This is a genomic window from Streptomyces sp. NPDC048182 (assembly GCF_043202555.1).
In the GTDB taxonomy this organism is placed as follows: domain Bacteria; phylum Actinomycetota; class Actinomycetes; order Streptomycetales; family Streptomycetaceae; genus Streptomyces.
On sequence record NZ_JBIDAQ010000015.1, the window covers coordinates 127,404 to 143,271 of the forward strand.

Annotated in this window: 11 protein-coding genes and 2 pseudogenes; 6 read left to right on the plus strand and 7 right to left on the minus strand. The window is 74.8% G+C overall.

From position 1 onward, the window contains the following. Complete coding sequence (locus tag ACGFZL_RS26205) at window positions 1-948, plus strand: carbohydrate ABC transporter permease (RefSeq protein ID WP_393695269.1); 948 nt, start codon at window positions 1-3, stop codon at window positions 946-948. Window positions 949-1,027: 79 nt separating this feature from the next. Here ACGFZL_RS26205 and ACGFZL_RS26210 read toward each other — a convergent pair. The 4 genes and pseudogenes from ACGFZL_RS26210 to ACGFZL_RS26225 form a co-directional block, all read right to left on the minus strand. Then, a pseudogene (locus tag ACGFZL_RS26210) lies at window positions 1,028-1,561 on the minus strand (lysoplasmalogenase family protein); the annotation flags it as partial. After that, window positions 1,561-2,394 (minus strand): sterol desaturase family protein, encoded by an 834-nt coding sequence (locus tag ACGFZL_RS26215; RefSeq protein ID WP_393695271.1) that lies wholly within the window; start codon window positions 2,392-2,394, stop codon window positions 1,561-1,563. The gene ACGFZL_RS26215 and the pseudogene ACGFZL_RS26210, both read right to left, overlap by 1 nt. A 1-nt stretch (window position 2,395) precedes the next feature. Continuing rightward, window positions 2,396-3,118 (minus strand): GntR family transcriptional regulator, encoded by a 723-nt coding sequence (locus tag ACGFZL_RS26220; protein WP_355175843.1) that lies wholly within the window; start codon window positions 3,116-3,118, stop codon window positions 2,396-2,398. Between the two features lie 79 nt (window positions 3,119-3,197). Beyond that, window positions 3,198-5,072: an ABC transporter ATP-binding protein gene (locus tag ACGFZL_RS26225; RefSeq protein WP_393695391.1), complete on the minus strand. Its 1,875-nt coding sequence runs from the start codon at window positions 5,070-5,072 to the stop codon at window positions 3,198-3,200. 174 nt (window positions 5,073-5,246) lie between these two features. Here ACGFZL_RS26225 and ACGFZL_RS26230 point away from each other — a divergent pair. The 4 genes and pseudogenes from ACGFZL_RS26230 (at window position 5,247) to ACGFZL_RS26245 (ending at window position 10,561) form a co-directional block, all read left to right on the plus strand. Next, window positions 5,247-6,169, plus strand: a pseudogene (locus tag ACGFZL_RS26230) (YbhN family protein). A gap of 134 nt (window positions 6,170-6,303) precedes the next feature. Then, window positions 6,304-7,407: a mechanosensitive ion channel family protein gene (locus tag ACGFZL_RS26235; RefSeq protein ID WP_393695393.1), complete on the plus strand. Its 1,104-nt coding sequence runs from the start codon at window positions 6,304-6,306 to the stop codon at window positions 7,405-7,407. A 36-nt stretch (window positions 7,408-7,443) separates the two neighbouring features. After that, complete coding sequence (locus tag ACGFZL_RS26240) at window positions 7,444-9,663, plus strand: NADP-dependent isocitrate dehydrogenase (RefSeq protein ID WP_393695273.1); 2,220 nt, start codon at window positions 7,444-7,446, stop codon at window positions 9,661-9,663. 100 nt (window positions 9,664-9,763) lie between these two features. After that, a complete protein-coding gene (locus ACGFZL_RS26245; RefSeq protein WP_393695275.1) occupies window positions 9,764-10,561 on the plus strand; it encodes an N-formylglutamate amidohydrolase in 798 nt (265 codons plus the stop codon). A 6-nt stretch (window positions 10,562-10,567) separates the two neighbouring features. Here ACGFZL_RS26245 and ACGFZL_RS26250 read toward each other — a convergent pair whose 3' ends face one another. The 3 genes from ACGFZL_RS26250 to ACGFZL_RS26260 are packed head-to-tail and all read right to left on the minus strand — an operon-like array spanning window position 10,568 to window position 13,120. Further along, a complete protein-coding gene (locus ACGFZL_RS26250; RefSeq protein WP_393695277.1) occupies window positions 10,568-11,035 on the minus strand; it encodes a hypothetical protein in 468 nt (155 codons plus the stop codon). Then, window positions 11,032-11,676 (minus strand): sigma-70 family RNA polymerase sigma factor, encoded by a 645-nt coding sequence (locus ACGFZL_RS26255; protein ID WP_355175849.1) that lies wholly within the window; start codon window positions 11,674-11,676, stop codon window positions 11,032-11,034. Before ACGFZL_RS26255 ends, ACGFZL_RS26250 begins: the two co-directional genes overlap by 4 nt. 10 nt (window positions 11,677-11,686) lie before the next feature. Then, window positions 11,687-13,120, minus strand: coding sequence for a S8/S53 family peptidase (locus ACGFZL_RS26260; RefSeq protein WP_393695280.1), 1,434 nt, complete (start codon window positions 13,118-13,120; stop codon window positions 11,687-11,689). A gap of 159 nt (window positions 13,121-13,279) precedes the next feature. Between ACGFZL_RS26260 and ACGFZL_RS26265 the strand changes: the two genes are divergently transcribed. Further along, window positions 13,280-15,868, plus strand: coding sequence for a CHAT domain-containing protein (locus tag ACGFZL_RS26265; protein WP_393695395.1), 2,589 nt, complete (start codon window positions 13,280-13,282; stop codon window positions 15,866-15,868).

Sequence of the window (15,868 nt, forward strand, 5' to 3'; positions counted from 1 at the left end):
ATGACCACCTCTGCCGAACCCCAGACGACCCCCTCCCGGCGCACCGTCTCGCCCGTGCCGGCCGGGAACCGGGCCCGCCGCACGCGTCCGGCCGTGCAGCGGGGGCCCAACCTGACCCTGGGGCCCGGTCCGCTCGCCCGGGTGCTGGCGCTGGGGGCGCTCGCCGTCCTCGCGGTGGTGTGGCTGCTGCCGCTGGCCTGGGCCGTGCTCACCGCGTTCAAGTCCGACCAGGACGCCAGCGATCCGGTGCACTGGTTCTGGCCGCGGGGCGGCTTCACCCTCGACGGCTTCCGCACCGTGATCGAACGCGGCGACCTGCCGCTGTGGATGCTGAACAGCTTCCTGATCTCGGCTGCGGTCACCCTCATCACCGTGGCCGTCTCCGCGACGGCCGGCTACGCCTTCTCCCGCACCCGCTTCCGTGGCCGCCGGACGCTGTTCGCCCTGAGCACGCTGGCCATCCTGGTGCCGCCGCAGCTGCTGATCGTGCCGTGGTTCCGGCAGATGCTGACCCTCGACCTGGTGGACACCTACGCGGCGGTGATCCTGCCGCAGACGGTGGCGCCGGTGATGGTGTTCATCCTGAAGAAGCACTTCGACACCATCCCCAAGGAGCTGGAGGAGGCGGCCCGGCTGGACGGCGCCGGGCACCTGCGCACCTTCTGGTCGGTGATGCTGCCGCTGTCCCGGCCGATGCTCGCCGCGGTGTCGGTCTTCGTGTTCATCGGCGCCTGGAACAACTTCCTGTGGCCCTTCGTCGCCACCTCCGACCCGTCCCTGATGACGCTGCCGGTCGGCATCACCGCGGTGAAGGACGCCTACGGGGTGGTGTACGCCCAGACGATGGCGTCGGCGGTCCTGGCCGCGGCGCCGCTGGTGCTGGTGTTCCTGTTCTTCCAGCGGCACATCGTGAAGTCGGTGGCGACGACGGGCCTGGGCGGCCAGTGAGCGCCGTGCGGACGAACGCCTCGGTGATGAGGTACTGCGCCGCCGCGTAGGTCGCCATCACCAGGACCCGGCGGCCGGTGAACTCCACGCCGGCCACGCCGAGTCCGACCAGCAGGTCGGAGGCGACGAACAGGCCGCCGCCGAGGGTGGCGAGCGGGCGCAGCACGTCCGCGGCGGACGCCATCGCCACCAGGGCCAGGCTGTAGGGGGCGACCACCAGGGCCAGCGGGCCCAGTTGGGGCACCAGGGCCGCGTTGGCCGCCGCCCACACGGCGAGGGCCCCGCCGTACAGCCAGGGCCTGGCCCGGAGGTGGGCGAGGGCGCCCTGGTGGGCGAAGGCGGCGAGGTAGCAGAGCTGGGTGCCGAGGAAGCAGGCGGTGCCGGCGAGGAAGGCGGCCCGGCCGGGCACCAGCAGGAGCACGTCCCCCGCGGTGGCCAGGGCGAGGCCGGCGAGGACCGGCGGGTGCGCCCTGCCCGCTGCCCGCCACAGGTGTGCGGCGAGCAGCGGGGCGAGCAGCGGCTTGGTGACCCACTCCAGCCACTCGGCGTGCAGCGCGACACCGGTGAGGTCCAGGACGGCGAGCGCCGCGTAGGCGAGGAGCAGCGGGGGCATCAGACCTCGGCCTTCGGCTGCCAGCCGGGCGGGCCGAAGAGGTGCCCCGCCTTGTCCCGCCAGCGTCGCGCGCCCCGCACGTCCCGCCAGGCGGCGGCGTACTCGTGGAAGGCGACCCGCACCGGGTTGTAGGTGTCGATGTTCTTCGTCAGCCCGTAGACGACGCGCTCGCCCTCCGCCTCGAAGGTGCCGCACAGCCGGTCCCAGACGATGAGGATGCCGCCGTAGTTGCGGTCCAGGTAGACGTTGTTGGAGCCGTGGTGCACGCGGTGGTGCGAGGGCGTGTTGAAGAACCACTCGACGGGCCGCCACAGCTTGTCGACCCGCTCGGTGTGCAGGAAGAACTGGTAGACGAGGCTGACCGACTGCTGGAGCAGGATCATCCACGGCGGGATGCCGAGCAGCGCCAGCGGCAGCCAGAAGGGCAGGGTCGTCATCGGCGTCCAGCTCTGCCGCAGCGCGGTGGAGAGGTTGAAGCGGATGCTGGAGTGGTGCACGACGTGCCCGGCCCACAGCACCCGCACCCGGTGGTGGGCGCGGTGGAAGGCGTAGTAGGCGAGGTCGTCGGCGAAGAAGAGCAGCACCCAGGTCAGCGGCGAGGCGGCCGACAGGTGCCAGGGCGAGAGGGCGAAGGCGGCGGCGTAGGCCACCACGGCGAACAGCTTCCACGGCAGTCCGACGACCTGGCTGCCGGCGCCCATGGACAGGCTGGTGGCGGTGTCGCGCAGCTCGTAGCCGCGCTCCTCGTCGTCGGGCAGGAAGCGGTAGGACAGCGCCTCGACGAGGACGAGGAGGACGAAGAACGGTATGGCGTAGACGACGGCGGGGATCATCTCAGCCCGCCCTCCTCTCGGGGGTCACGGGGGCGGCGGGCACGCTGCGCTGGAGCAGGCGGCGGGCGAGGTGCTCGGCGGCGGCGGCCTCGCGCGCCTCGATCAGCTCGGCGAGACGCAGGTGGGCGGCGACGTCGAGCAGTTCCCCGGCGCGCCCGTCGGCGGGGGCCTCGCCGACCGCGAGGGTGCCGCCGACCAGGCTGTTGAAGGCGAGCAGGTAGGCGAGGTTGCCCGAGCCCGCCACGATCAGCCGCCACCAGGCGACGTCCGCCGCGCCGAGGGCGGCGAGGTCGGGCCCGGCGGTGCGGTAGGCGTCCGCGGCCTCGGTGATCGCCGCCGACTGCTCGTCGGTGCGGCGCTCGGCGCACAGCCGGGCCGCGTCCGCGCCGACGCAGGCGCGCATCTCCAGCGCGTCGCGGGCGAGTCCGGCCAGGTCCGGCGGGGTGGCGGCGCCGGCGAGGTGCACCGCGAGGTCCAGGCCCGCGGTGCGCCGCCAGTCCAGGACCAGGGTGCGACCGCCGTGGCTGACCTCGACCAGGCGGGCCTGCTGGAGGCGCTTGACCGCCTCGCGCACCGCGTGCCGGTTCACGCCGAACTCCGCGGCCAGCTCCCGCTCCGCCGTCAGCGCGGCGCCGGGCGCCAGGGCCCCGCCCAGGATGCGGTCGCGCAGTCGGGAGAAGAGCTGGTCCGACACGGCTTCCCGCCGCAGGGGTTGCTCTGTCATGGCGCACAGCGTCCACCGCGAACGATATCTGGTCAACTGGTTGGACCAGATGAGTTTCCGCCCACCCGCGCCCGGCCGGTCACGCCGCCTCCGGCACCGCCCGCGGTCCGGACTGCGCCCGGTGCAGCTCGGCGTAGCGGCCCCGGGCGGCGAGGAGTTCGTCGTGCGTGCCGCGCTCCACGATGCGGCCGGCCTCGACCACCAGGATCTGGTCGGCCGCGCGGACCGTGGACAGCCGGTGGGCGATGACCAGGGCGGTGCGGTCCTTCAGGGCTTCGGCGAGGGCCTCCTGGACGGCCGCCTCGGAGGTGTTGTCGAGGTGGGCGGTGGCCTCGTCCAGGACGACGACGCGCTGCCGGGCCAGGAGCAGCCGGGCGATGGTCATCCGCTGGCGCTCCCCGCCGGAGAGCCGGTAGCCGCGTTCGCCGACCACGGTGTCCAGGCCGTCCGGCAGGGACCGCACGAGGGTGTCCAGACGGGCGCGGCCCAGCGCGTCCCACAGTTCGGCGTCGGTGGCCTCGGGGCGGGCGAGGAGCAGGTTGGCGCGGACGGAGTCGTGGAAGAGGTGGCCGTCCTGGGTCACCATGCCGACCGTGTCCCGCAGCGACCGGGCGGTCAGCTCGCGGACGTCGACGCCGCCGACCCGCACCGCGCCGGCGTCCACGTCGTAGAGCCGGGGCAGCAGCGAGGCGACGGTGGACTTGCCGGCGCCGGAGGAGCCGACCAGGGCGACGGTCTGCCCGGGTTCGGCGCGGAAGGAGAGGCCGTGCAGGACCTCGGCGCCGCCCCGGGTGTCGAGCGCGGCGACCTCTTCGAGGGAGGCGAGGGAGACCTGGTCGGCGGCCGGGTAGGCGAAGCGCACGTCCTCGAACTCGACGGCGACCGGGCCCTCGGGGACCGGCCGGGCGTCCGGGCGCTCGGCGATCAGCGGGGTGAGGTCGAGGACCTCGAAGACCCGCTCGAAGCTGACCAGTGCGCTCATCACCTCCACGCGGGCGCCCGCGAGGGCGGTCAGCGGCGCGTACAGCCGGGTGAGCAGCAGCGCGAGGGCGACCACGGCGCCGGGGTCCAGGGAGCCCTGGAGGGCTAGCCGGCCGCCGAGCCCGTAGACCAGCGCCAGGGCGAGCGCGGAGACGGTGGTGAGGGCGGTGATGAAGACGGCCTGGGCGGTGGCGGTGCGCACGCCGATGTCGGCGACGCGCCGGGCCCGGGCGGCGAACTCGGCGGACTCCTCCCCGGGGCGGCCGAACAGCTTGATCAGCGTGGCGCCGGGCGCGGAGAACCGCTCGGTCATCCGGGTGCCCATCGCCGCGTTGAGCGTGGCGGCCTCGCGCTGCATCCGCGCCATCCGGCGGCCCATCCGCCGGGCCGGGAGCACGAACACCGGCAGCAGCACCAGGGCGGCCAGGGTGATCCGCCAGGACAGGGTGAGCATCACGGCGAGGGTGAGGAGCAGCGTGACCAGGTTGGTGACCACCCCGGACAGGGTGTTGCTGAAGGCGCGCTGGGCGCCGATGACGTCGTTGTTGAGCCGGGAGACGAGCGCGCCCGTGCGGGTACGCGTGAAGAACGCGACCGGCATGCGCTGCACATGATCGAACACAGCCGTGCGCAGATCGAGGATGAGCCCCTCCCCGAGCACCGCCGACAGCCGCCGGGACAGGATGCCGAGCCCCGCCTCCGCGAGCGCGATCAGCGCGATGAGCAGGGCCAGGCGCACCACCCGGTCCGGGTCGCCGCCCGACACGATCGCGTCCACGACGCGGCCGGCCAGGACGGGGGTGGCGACGGCGAGCAGCGCGGTCCCCACCCCGAGCAGCACGAAGCGGACGATGCGGGTGCGGTGCGGGCGGGCGAAGGCGCCGACGCGGCGCAGGGTCGCGCGGGCGAGGGGGCGGCGGTCGCGTTCGGCGTTGAGGACGCTGTGCAGCTGGGTCCAGGCCGTGGTCTCCATGCTCATGCCGATGACGCTAGAACCTCGACCTTTGTCGAGGTCAAGGCCCGTAAGGCGGTGTTCGCGCGTCGGACACTCGTAAGCGGCGCCGGTCGGGGAATCTCTGCTGTTGTGACCGTGGTCCAGCTTCCCGAGAGTCCCCCCGACAGACCGTCGCTCCGGCTCCCCCGCCGGCTGCCGGTCCGCCCCGTGCTGTGCGCGCTGCCACTGCTCCTGGTGACCGTCGTGGCGGTGCGGCACCGTGCCGTGCTCGCCGACGGCCTCGGCCTGCTCGCCGGCGCCGAGTGGCCCTGGCTGCTGGCGGCCGGCTGCGCCACCTGCCTGACCTGGCCGGCCGCGGCCTGTACCCGGCAGGGCGCCGTCGTGGAGCGGCTGCCGGCCGGGCGCCTCGTCGCCGTGCAGTTCGCGGCCGGCGCCGCCAACCACCTGCTGCCCACCGGCCTCGGCGCCGGCGCGGTGAACCTGCGGTTCCTGGCGGTGTGCGGGCTGCCGCTGGCCCGCTCCTCGGCCGCGCTGGCGCTGTACCTGCTGGCGGAGGCGGCCGGCCGGGTCGCCCTGCTCGGCCTGCTCCTCCTGGCGTTCCCCGGCGCCCTGCGCCTCGACGGGCTGCTGCCGGCGGCGGCACTCGGCCCGCTGCTCGTCGCCGCGGTCGCGGTGCCGGTCCTCGCGGCCGTCGTGCTGCTCGGGGTGCGGCGGCTGCGCACGGCCGCCGGCTCCTTCCTGCGCACGGCACTCGGCGAGGCCCGCGCGGTGCACGCGCGCCCGGTGCGGGCGCTGGCGCTGTGGGGCGGCGCGTTCGCCTTCCCGGCGCTCCAGGCCGGCGCGCTGGTGCTGACCGCCCGGTCGCTCGGCCTGTCCGTACCGGCCGGGCACCTGGCCCTGGCTACCTGGCGGCCACGGTCGCCGTCGCGCTGGTGCCCACCCCCGGCGGCCTCGGCTCGGTCGAGGCGGCCCTGGTGGTCGCCCTGGTCGCGGCGGGCGCCGCCGCGGCGCCGGCCACCGCGGTGGCCCTCGCCTTCCGCGCCGTCACCGTGTGGCTGCCGCTGGCCCCCGGGGCGCTGACGCTGGCTGCGCTGGTGCGGGCGCGGGTGATCTGAGCGCGGTACGGGGTGCCTCCCCGGATGGGGCAGGATGAGGGGTCGCGCCGGGCGAACTCCCTTGTGGAGGCGTACGGATCGGCGCGTTCGCTCATCTGGGGATTCGGAGGTGGCCGGTGACACACGGCCTCACCATGGACCACGCCGTACGGGCCGGCATCGCGCTGGTCGCGGGGCTCGCCGGGGCGTTCCTGCTGCGGCTGCTGCTGCGCTGGCTCGCCGGGCACGCCGGCCGCACGCGCTGGGGCGGCGACGACGTGATGGTGGACGCGCTGCGCACGGTCGTGCCGTGGCTGGCGGTCGCGGGCGGCGTCTCCGGCGCGGCGGCGGCGCTGCCGCTGACCCGCACGGTGCAGCACAACGTCAACCAGGTGCTGACGGTGGTGCTGATCTTCGTGGCCACGCTGACGGCCGCGCGGGTGGTGACCGGCCTGGTGCGGACGGTGACGACCTCACGCTCCGGGGTGGCGGGATCGGCCACGATCTTCGTCAACATCACCCGCATCCTGGTGCTCGCCATCGGCTTCCTGGTGGTGCTCCAGACCCTCGGCATCTCCATCGCGCCGATGCTCACCGCCCTGGGCGTGGGCGGTCTTGCGGTCGCCCTGGCGCTCCAGGACACCCTCGCCAACCTCTTCGCCGGCATCCACATCCTGGCCTCCAAGACGGTGCAGCCGGGCGACTACATCCAGCTCAGCAGCGGCGAGGAGGGCTACGTCGAGGACATCAATTGGCGGCAGACCACCGTGCGGGAGCTGTCCAACAACCTCGTGGTGATACCGAACGGCCAGCTCGCCAAGTCGAACATGACCAACTTCATGCGGCCCGAGCAGCAGCTCACCATCCTGGTGCAGGCCGGCGTGGCCTACGACAGCGACCTGGAGCAGGTGGAGCGGGTCACCATGGAGGTCGTCGCCGAGGTCATGACGGAGACCACCGGCGCGGTGCCCGACCACGAGCCCGCCGTGCGCTTCCACACCTTCGGCGACTCCCGGATCGGCTTCACCGTGATCCTGGGCGTCGGCGAGTTCAGCGACCAGTACCGGATCAAGCACGAGTTCATCAAGCGGCTGCACCGGCGCTACCGCGAGGAGGGCATCCGCATCCCGGCCCCGGCCCGCACGGTCGCGCTCCAGCAGGGCGCCGTGGTGATACCGCAGCAGCGGCCGGGCGGCGACACCGCCGAGCGCTCCGCGCACGACCCCTTTCGGGCCGGGGCCGATCAGGAGATATCTTGATGTCGAGCAATGTTGCAGACGTGGAGCGGAGCACCGGTGACTGACTCGACCATCATCTACACACACACTGACGAGGCCCCGGCCCTGGCGACGTATTCCTTCCTGCCGGTCGTCCGGGCGTACGCCTCGCAGGCGGGCGTACCCGTGGAGACCCGGGACATCTCGCTGGCCGGACGCATCATCGCCGTGTTCCCGGAGCACCTCACCGAGGACCAGCGCATCCCGGACGCCCTCGCGGAGCTGGGCGAGCTGGCGAAGACGCCCGCCGCCAACATCATCAAGCTGCCGAACATCTCGGCCTCGATCCCGCAGCTCAAGGCGGCCGTCGCCGAGCTGCAGGGCCAGGGCTACACGCTGCCGGACTACCCGGACGACCCGAAGACCGACGAGGAGCGCGAGATCCGCGCCCGCTACGACAAGGTCAAGGGCTCCGCGGTCAACCCGGTGCTGCGCGAGGGCAACTCCGACCGGCGCGCCCCGGCCTCGGTGAAGAACTACGCCAAGGCCCACCCGCACCGCATGGGCGCCTGGTCCGCCGAGTCGCAGACCAACGTCGCGACCATGGGCGAGAACGACTTCCGCTCCACCGAGAAGTCGGTGGTGATCGCCGAGGACGGCACGCTGCGCATCGAGCTGGTCGGCGACGACGGCACGACCACCGTGCTGCGCGAGTCCGTGCCCGTCACCGCCGGCGAGGTCGTCGACGCCTCGGTGCTGCGCACCGCCGCGCTGCGCGAGTTCCTCACCGCGCAGGTGGCCCGCGCCAAGGCCGAGGGCGTGCTGTTCTCGGTGCACCTGAAGGCCACCATGATGAAGGTCTCCGACCCGATCATCTTCGGCCACGTGGTGCGCGCGTTCTTCCCGAAGACGTTCGCGAAGTACGCCGAGACCTTCGCGGCGGCCGGCCTGACCCCGAACGACGGTCTGGGCGGCATCCACAAGGGCCTGGAGTCCCTGCCGGAGGGCGCCGAGATCAAGGCGTCCTTCGACGCCGAGCTGGCCGAGGGCCCGGAGCTGGCCATGGTCGACTCCGACAAGGGCATCACCAACCTGCACGTCCCCTCGGACGTCATCATCGACGCCTCGATGCCGGCGATGATCCGCACCTCGGGCCACATGTGGGGCCCGGACGGCCAGGAGCACGACACCCTCGCCGTCGTCCCGGACTCCTCCTACGCGGGCGTCTACCAGGCCGTCATCGAGGACTGCCGCGCCAACGGCGCCTTCGACCCCTCCACCATGGGCTCGGTGCCGAACGTCGGCCTGATGGCGCAGAAGGCCGAGGAGTACGGCAGCCACGACAAGACCTTCGAGATCCCGACCACGGGCACGGTCCGGCTGGTCGACGCGAGCGGCGAGGCCGTCATCGAGCAGGCCGTCTCCGCCGGCGACATCTTCCGTGCCTGCCAGACCAAGGACGCGCCGGTCCGCGACTGGGTGAAGCTGGCCGTCACCCGCGCCCGCGCCACCGGCGACCCGGCCGTCTTCTGGCTGGACGAGGGCCGCGCGCACGACGCCAACCTCATCGCCAAGGTGAACGAGTACCTGGCGGAGCACGACACCGAGGGCCTGGACATCAAGATCCTCTCCCCGGTGGAGGCGACCAAGCTGTCGGTGGAGCGCATCCGCCGCGGCGAGAACACCATCTCCGTCACCGGCAACGTGCTGCGCGACTACCTGACCGACCTGTTCCCGATCCTGGAGCTGGGCACCAGCGCCAAGATGCTGTCGGTCGTGCCGCTGATGGCGGGCGGCGGCCTCTTCGAGACCGGCGCCGGCGGCTCCGCGCCCAAGCACGTGCAGCAGCTGGTCAAGGAGAACTACCTGCGCTGGGACTCCCTCGGCGAGTTCTTCGCCCTGGTGCCGTCCCTGGAGCAGTTCGCCGAGGCCACCGGCAATACCCGCGCCAAGGTCCTCGCCGACACCCTGGACCGCGCCACGGCGACCTTCCTCAACGAGGACAAGTCCCCGACCCGGCGCGTCGGCGGCATCGACAACCGCGGCAGCCACTTCTACCTGTCCCTGTACTGGGCCCAGGAGCTGGCCGCGCAGACCGACGACGCCGACCTGGCCAAGGCGTTCGCGCCGTTCGCCGAGACCCTCACCGCGCAGGAGGGCACGATCGTCGACGAGCTGAACGCCGTGCAGGGCGAGCACGCCGAGATCGGCGGCTACTACCAGCCCGACCCGGCCAAGGCCGCCAAGGTCATGCGCCCGTCGGCCACCTGGAACGAGGCGCTGGCGTCCCTCGCCTGAGCCGTCCGCGTCCCGCTTTCCCCGGCACCCCGGTCCCGCCGTCCGTCGACGGGACCGGGGTGTCCGGCGTTCGCCGTCCGTTCGCCCCCAGGAGTGCCCCGTGACCGACACCGGCCCGTCCTACGCCCTCCTGCCGGGCGCCCCCGACTCCCCCGTGCTCCTGCACGTGCCGCACTCGTCCCGGGCGATCCCGGCCGACGTGCGGGCCGGCATCGCGCTGGACGACGGCGCGCTGGAGCGGGAGCTGGACCACCTCACCGACGCCCATACGGCGGAGATCGCCGCGCGCGCCGCCGAGGCGGCCGGGGTGGCGCCCTGGCGGTTCGTGAACGGGGTGTCGCGGCTGGTCGTGGACCCCGAGCGGTTCCCCGACGAGCGGGAGGAGATGGCGGCCGTCGGGATGGGGGCGGTGTACACGCGGACCACGCACCGCGAGGCGCTGCGCCCCGAGGGGGCCGATCCCGAGCCGCTCCTCGCCCGGTACTTCCGGCCGTACGCCGCCGCGATGACCGAGGCGGTCGCCGACCGGCTCGCGGCCACCGGGCGGGCCGTCGTGATCGACGTGCACTCCTACCCGACCGAGCCGCTCCCCTACGAGCTGCACGGCAGCGGCCCGCGCCCGCCGGTGTGCCTGGGCACCGACGCCTTCCACACCCCGCCGGAGCTGCTCGCCGCGGCGCGGGAGGCGTTCGCGCCGTGCGGGGAGACCGGCCTGGACAGCCCGTTCGGCGGGACGTACGTGCCGCTGGCGTACTACGGCGCGCGGCGCGAGGTCGGCGCGCTGATGGTCGAGATCCGCCGGGACACGTACATGACCGAGCCGGGCGGTCCGGCGGGGCCGGGTCTGGAGCGGCTCGCGGCATGCCTGGCGGCGCTGGTGGACGCCGTGTCGGGCTGAACGGCGCTAGGTGCGCAGCCACTCCGTGACGACCGTCTCCCCGCCCGTCCGCAGGCGCAGGGCGAAGGGGCCGGGTGGCGGGGCGGCGCCGGCGAAGCGGCCCAGGTCGTCGGCGTCGAGGCGGGTGTGGGCGCGGGGGCCGGTGAGGACCTCGACGCCGGCCGGTCCCGGCGGCACCAGCTGGCCGATCAGGCCGTCGGCGCTCACCTCGACGTCGACGGTCAGCCCGGCCGCCTCGAAGGTCAGCATCCGCGGCGGGTCCGCCTCGCCGCGCACCGGGAGCGCGTCGACCAGGGAGTCGAAGGTCAGCTCCGCGACCGCCGCGTCCAGGTCGTGCAGCGCGAAGGCGTCCACCGCGATGCCCCGCAGCTCGGCGGGGACCGGGTCGAGGATCGCGGCGGCCTGCCGCAGCTCGGCCTCCAGGAGTTCCTCCAGCGGCCCGAAGTCCTCGCCGTCACGGTCGTCGTCACTCATGCCGCACCCGTCTCCCCCGCCTCGAGGCGGGACCGCAGCCGGCGCAGGCAGCGCTGGCGGATCGGCCCGATGCTGCCCACCGCGATGCCGAGCGCGGCGGACACCTCCTGATAGCTGGGCGGCGGCGAGGCCATCAGCACCCGCAGCAGCCGGCGGCACCGCTCGCCCAGCTCCTCGAACTCCCGCCACAGCCGCCGCACCCGCTCGGTCTGCGCGGCGGCCTCCTCCGAGTCGAGCACCGACTCCTCCGGCGTGCGCTCCTCGCTCGGCCGGTCGAGGATCCGCACGTCGTCGGTGGGCGTGAGGCGCTGCGACGCCCGCAGCAGCTTCAGGCACTCGTGCCGCGCCGTGCTGGCCAGCCAGGAGCCGGTCTTCTCCGGTTCCCGGATCCGCCCGAGGTGCTGGGCGAAACGGAACCACGCGGTCTGGTACACCTCGTGGGCGTCGGCGTCGGACAGCCCGTGCGCCCGCACCACCGACCAGACCAGTGGGCCGAGCCCGTCCACCAGCGACTTCCAGGCCGCCGCGTCCCCGTCGGCGGCCGACCGGACGAGCGCCCCGACCTCTGCACGGTCCACGGTCCCACCCCTCGTGTACGACTCGTCATCGTACGCCGGGGAGCGGAGGGTTCCGTACCGCATCGGCGCCGCCTCACCCTCCGCCGGTGGGCGGGTCGACGGGCACCGGACGCCAGGTCGGCGGCAGCAGCGCCGGCACGTGGGCGCCGCGCACCTCGGCGAACTCGACGTTGCCGGTCAGGAGTTGGTGCCGGGCCGCCCGGGGGTCGCGCTCCCGGCGGGCCGTCATGTGCGAGGCGACCAGGCCGGCCGCGACCGGGGTGGCGAAGGAGGTGCCGCTCCACTGCGCGTGGCCCTCGAACATCACCTGGTCCGGCTTGGCGGGCGCCTCGCCCGGCTCGCTCAGCACCCCGTTGTGGCGCGGGTACTGGCAGGTGCAGGCGTAGGTGAAGCCGTAGCGGCAGGTGTCGTAGGTGGAGTGCTGGTAGACGTACGGCACCGGCCGGCCGAAGCCGGTGAGGGCGCTGACCAGGCGCTCGCCGGGGGCGTACGCGGCGACCCAGGGGCCGTGGTTGCTGAAGCAGGCGCCGTACTCGCCGTCGCCGCGCAGCGCGCCGACCGAGAGGACCGTGTCCTCCCAGCCGGGCAGGGCGGCGTAGGCGGCGGGCCAGAAGGGCGTGGCGCTGGAGTTGTTGCCGGCGGCGGCGACCAGCAGGGTGCGCTGCTCGCGCAGTTCCGCCATGAAGGCGTGCAGCCCGAGCAGGCCGTCGGCGCGGCCGTTGGAGGTGCCGGCGGACAGGCTGAGGACGTCGGGCCAGCCGCCCGCGTCGACGGCCTCGAAGAGCTTCGCGCCCAGCTCGGACTCGAGGATCGCCCCGGCGTCGTTGAGCGTGCCCCGCACGGTGACGTCGGTGTTGGGGGCGACGGCGGCGACGAGCCCGGCGATGAAGGTGCCGTGCCCGACGTACTGCTTCAGCACGCCGTCCTCGTCGCACTCGCTGACCTGGGCGTCGCCGTCGGTGTGGGCGAGCAGCGGGCAGGAGCGGTAGTCGCCCATGAGGCCGGTGTCGATGACGAGGACGGCGACGGCGGTGGCCGCGTCGTAGGGCGTGGCCGCGGGCGCGGGATTGAGCGGTTCGGCGACCGGCACCGGGACCGGCTCGTCGCCGGGGCAGGCGTTGACCGCGATGGACACCACGTGGTTGCGGCTGATCAGCCGCCGCCCGGCCCGCCCCTCCACGGTGCGCAGCGAGCGCAGGGCGTGCGCCACCGTGAGGTCGCCGGCCGCGTCGCCCGCGCCCGGGTCGCCGACCTGGATTCGGGTGATGCCGGTGCGGTTGGTCTCGGGCCCGGCCCGGCGCACGTGGTCGGCGGTGAGCGCCGGGGACGCGGTGAAGTGCTCGCGGACGGTGTCCTCGACCAGGCGGGCCTCCTCGCCGTCGCGGGCGAGGACGACGCCCTTCTCGTAGAAGAACTCGGCGGAGTCGTCCGGGCCCATGGCCAGTGGGACGTCCGGCATGGAGCGCTGGATCTGGTCGAACTGCTCGCGGAATCGCTGTGGTGCCATCCGTGTCCTCCCCCGGTGACCGCGGTCCCCAATCAGAGCCCGCGCACGGCTGATTGATACAGCTGACTGATACGGACACCGTGCTGTGGGGCACGGTTCCGGAGCACTACCATCCGAGGGGTGACGGCGCGAAGCGACGAGGTGCTGGGGCTGCTGCCGATGGTCTTCGCCGACCCCGGCGAGGCGCTGGCGCGGGCCGAGGAGGTCCTCGGCGCATCTCCCCCGCCGCTGCACGCGTCCGTGGCGCACCAGGTGATCGGCATCTGGCAGCGGGACTTCGGCGACACCCGGCGGGCGCTGGCCCATCTGCGGCGGGCCCGGGACCTCGCGGCGCGCGCGGAGTCCGCCGACCGGGAGGCGGACGTGCTGGCCACGCTCGGGGTGGCGCTGGTGCACAGCGGGCGCACCCGGGAGGGCCTCGCGGCCTTCGAGCGGGGCGTGGCGCGCGGCACCGGGCACACCAGGGCGCGGGTGCTGTTCCGGCGGGCGTACGTGTGGTGGGTGCTCGGCCGGCACGGCGAGGCGCTGGAGGACGTGCGGCGGGCGGTGCCGGTGCTGCGGCAGGCGGGCGACGTGATCTGGACGGCGCGGGCGCTGACCCTGCGGGCCACCGTGCATCTGGCGCTCGGCGCGGTGGAGCGGGCGGAGGCCGACTTCACGGCCGCCGGGTCGCTGTGGGACACCACGGGCCAGGAGCACGACAAGGCGGACGCGGTGGAGAGCCGGGGCCTGGCCGCCTTCCGGTCCGGCGACGTGCCGGCGGCGCTGCGGCTGCTCGACGAGGCGGCGGCGCGCTACGCGGCGCTCGGCACGCCGACGTTCATGCTGACCATCCGGCGCTGCGAGGTGCTGATGGCGGCGGGCCTCGCCCCCGAGGCGCTGGCCGAGGCGGACGCGGCGACCGCCGCGCTCGACGGTATCGGCGGGCAGTCCACCCGCCGGGCGGAACTGCTCCTCGTCGCGGCGCGGGCGGCCCGCCTGGCGGACGACCCGGCGACCGCGACGGCGCGCGCGGCGGCGGCGGTGCGGCTGTTCGCCGGGCAGCGGCGGGCCTGGTACGAGACGCACGCGCGGCTGGTGCTGACCGAGGCACGGGCCGCGGCGGGCCGCCGCTCGGGCCGCCTCGTCACGCAGGCGGCGGCGGTGGCGGAGCGGCTGGCCGCCCTGGGCGCGCCGGCCGCGCCTGAGGCGTCGCTGCTGGCGGGCCGGATCGCGCTGCGCCTTGGCCGGCGGGCGGAGGCGGAGCCTCATCTGGCGTCGGCCGCGCGCCGCCGGCACAGCGGGCCGCCGCTGGCGCGGATGACGGGCTGGGCGGCACAGGCGCTCCGGGCGGAGGCTGCCGGGTCGGCGCGGGGCGTCCTGGAGGCGTGCCGGCGGGGTCTGGACGTCCTGGACGACCACCGGATGACGCTGGGCGCCTCGGAGCTGCGGGCCCGGGCCACCGCGCAGGGTGCGGAGCTGGCGGCGCTGGCGCAGCGGGCGAGCCTGGTGTCGGGCGGGCCGCGGCGGCTCCTGGAGTGGAGCGAGCGGTGGCGGGCGACGGCGCTGTCCGCGCCGCCGGCCCGGCCGCCGGCCGATCCGGTGCTGCTGAGCGGGATGACGGCGTACCGGGAGATCGCCGCCCGCGCGGAGGAGGCGCGCACGGGGGGCGCTCGGCCGATCGCCGCCCTGGAGCGGGAGCAGCGGCGCCTGGAGCGGGAGATCAGATCGCGGACGCTGCACATCAGGGGCGGCGGCGCGGCGGGGTTCGGGGGTCGTGACGACACCGGGCGGTTCGACGTGGGGCGGCTGCTCGACCGGCTGGGCGGGGAGACCCTGCTGGTGGAACTGGCGGTGCTCGACGGGCGGGTGCACGTGCTGCTGTGCGGGCGGGGGCGGGTGCGGCGGTTCGAGGCGGGGCTGCTCGCCGAGGCCGAGCGGGAGGCCGAGCACGTCCAGGCGGGGCTGCGGCGGCTGGCCCACCCCGGGGCCGGGGCACGGCTGCCGCTGGTGGAGGCGGCGGGGGCGCGGCTCCAGGAGCTGCTGCTCGGCCCGGCGGCGGAGCGGCTCGGCACCGGCCCGGTGGTGATCGTGCCGCCGGGGCGGCTGCACCGGGTGCCGTGGGCGCTGCTGCCGGTGCTGCGCGAGCGGGTGCACAGTGTGTCGCCGTCGGCGCGGAGCTGGCTGCGGGCCGGGGAGACGGCAGCGCCGGCCGGTGGCCGCCAGGTCCTGGTCCGGGGCCCCGGGCTGTCGAGCGGCGGGGCGGAGGTGCCCGAACTGGCCGACCGGTACGGGACGGTGACCGTGCTGGAGGGGGCGGCGGCCCGGACGCCCCGGGTGCTGCGGGAGCTCGACGGGGCGGCGCTCGCGCACATCGCCGCGCACGGCACCTTCCGGGCGGACAGTCCGCTCTTCTCGTCCCTGCGGATGGCCGACGGGCCGCTGATCGTGCACGACTTCGAGCGGCTGGCCCGCAGCCCGTACCGGATCATCCTGTCCTGCTGCGACACCGCCCGCTTCGCGACGGTCGGCGCGGACGAGCTGCTCGGCCTGGTCACCGCGCTGCTGCCGCTGGGCACGGCCGGGGTGGTGGCGTGCAGCGCGCCGGTCAACGACGCGGCGGTGGTGCCGCTGATGCTGGCGCTGCACAAGGGTCTGGACTCGGGGCTGTCCCTGGCGGAGGCGCTGCGGGACGCGCGGGCGGCGCTGCCGGCGGACGCGGTGCACCAGGCGACGGGGTGGGCGTTCTCGGCGTTCGGGGCGGCGTGA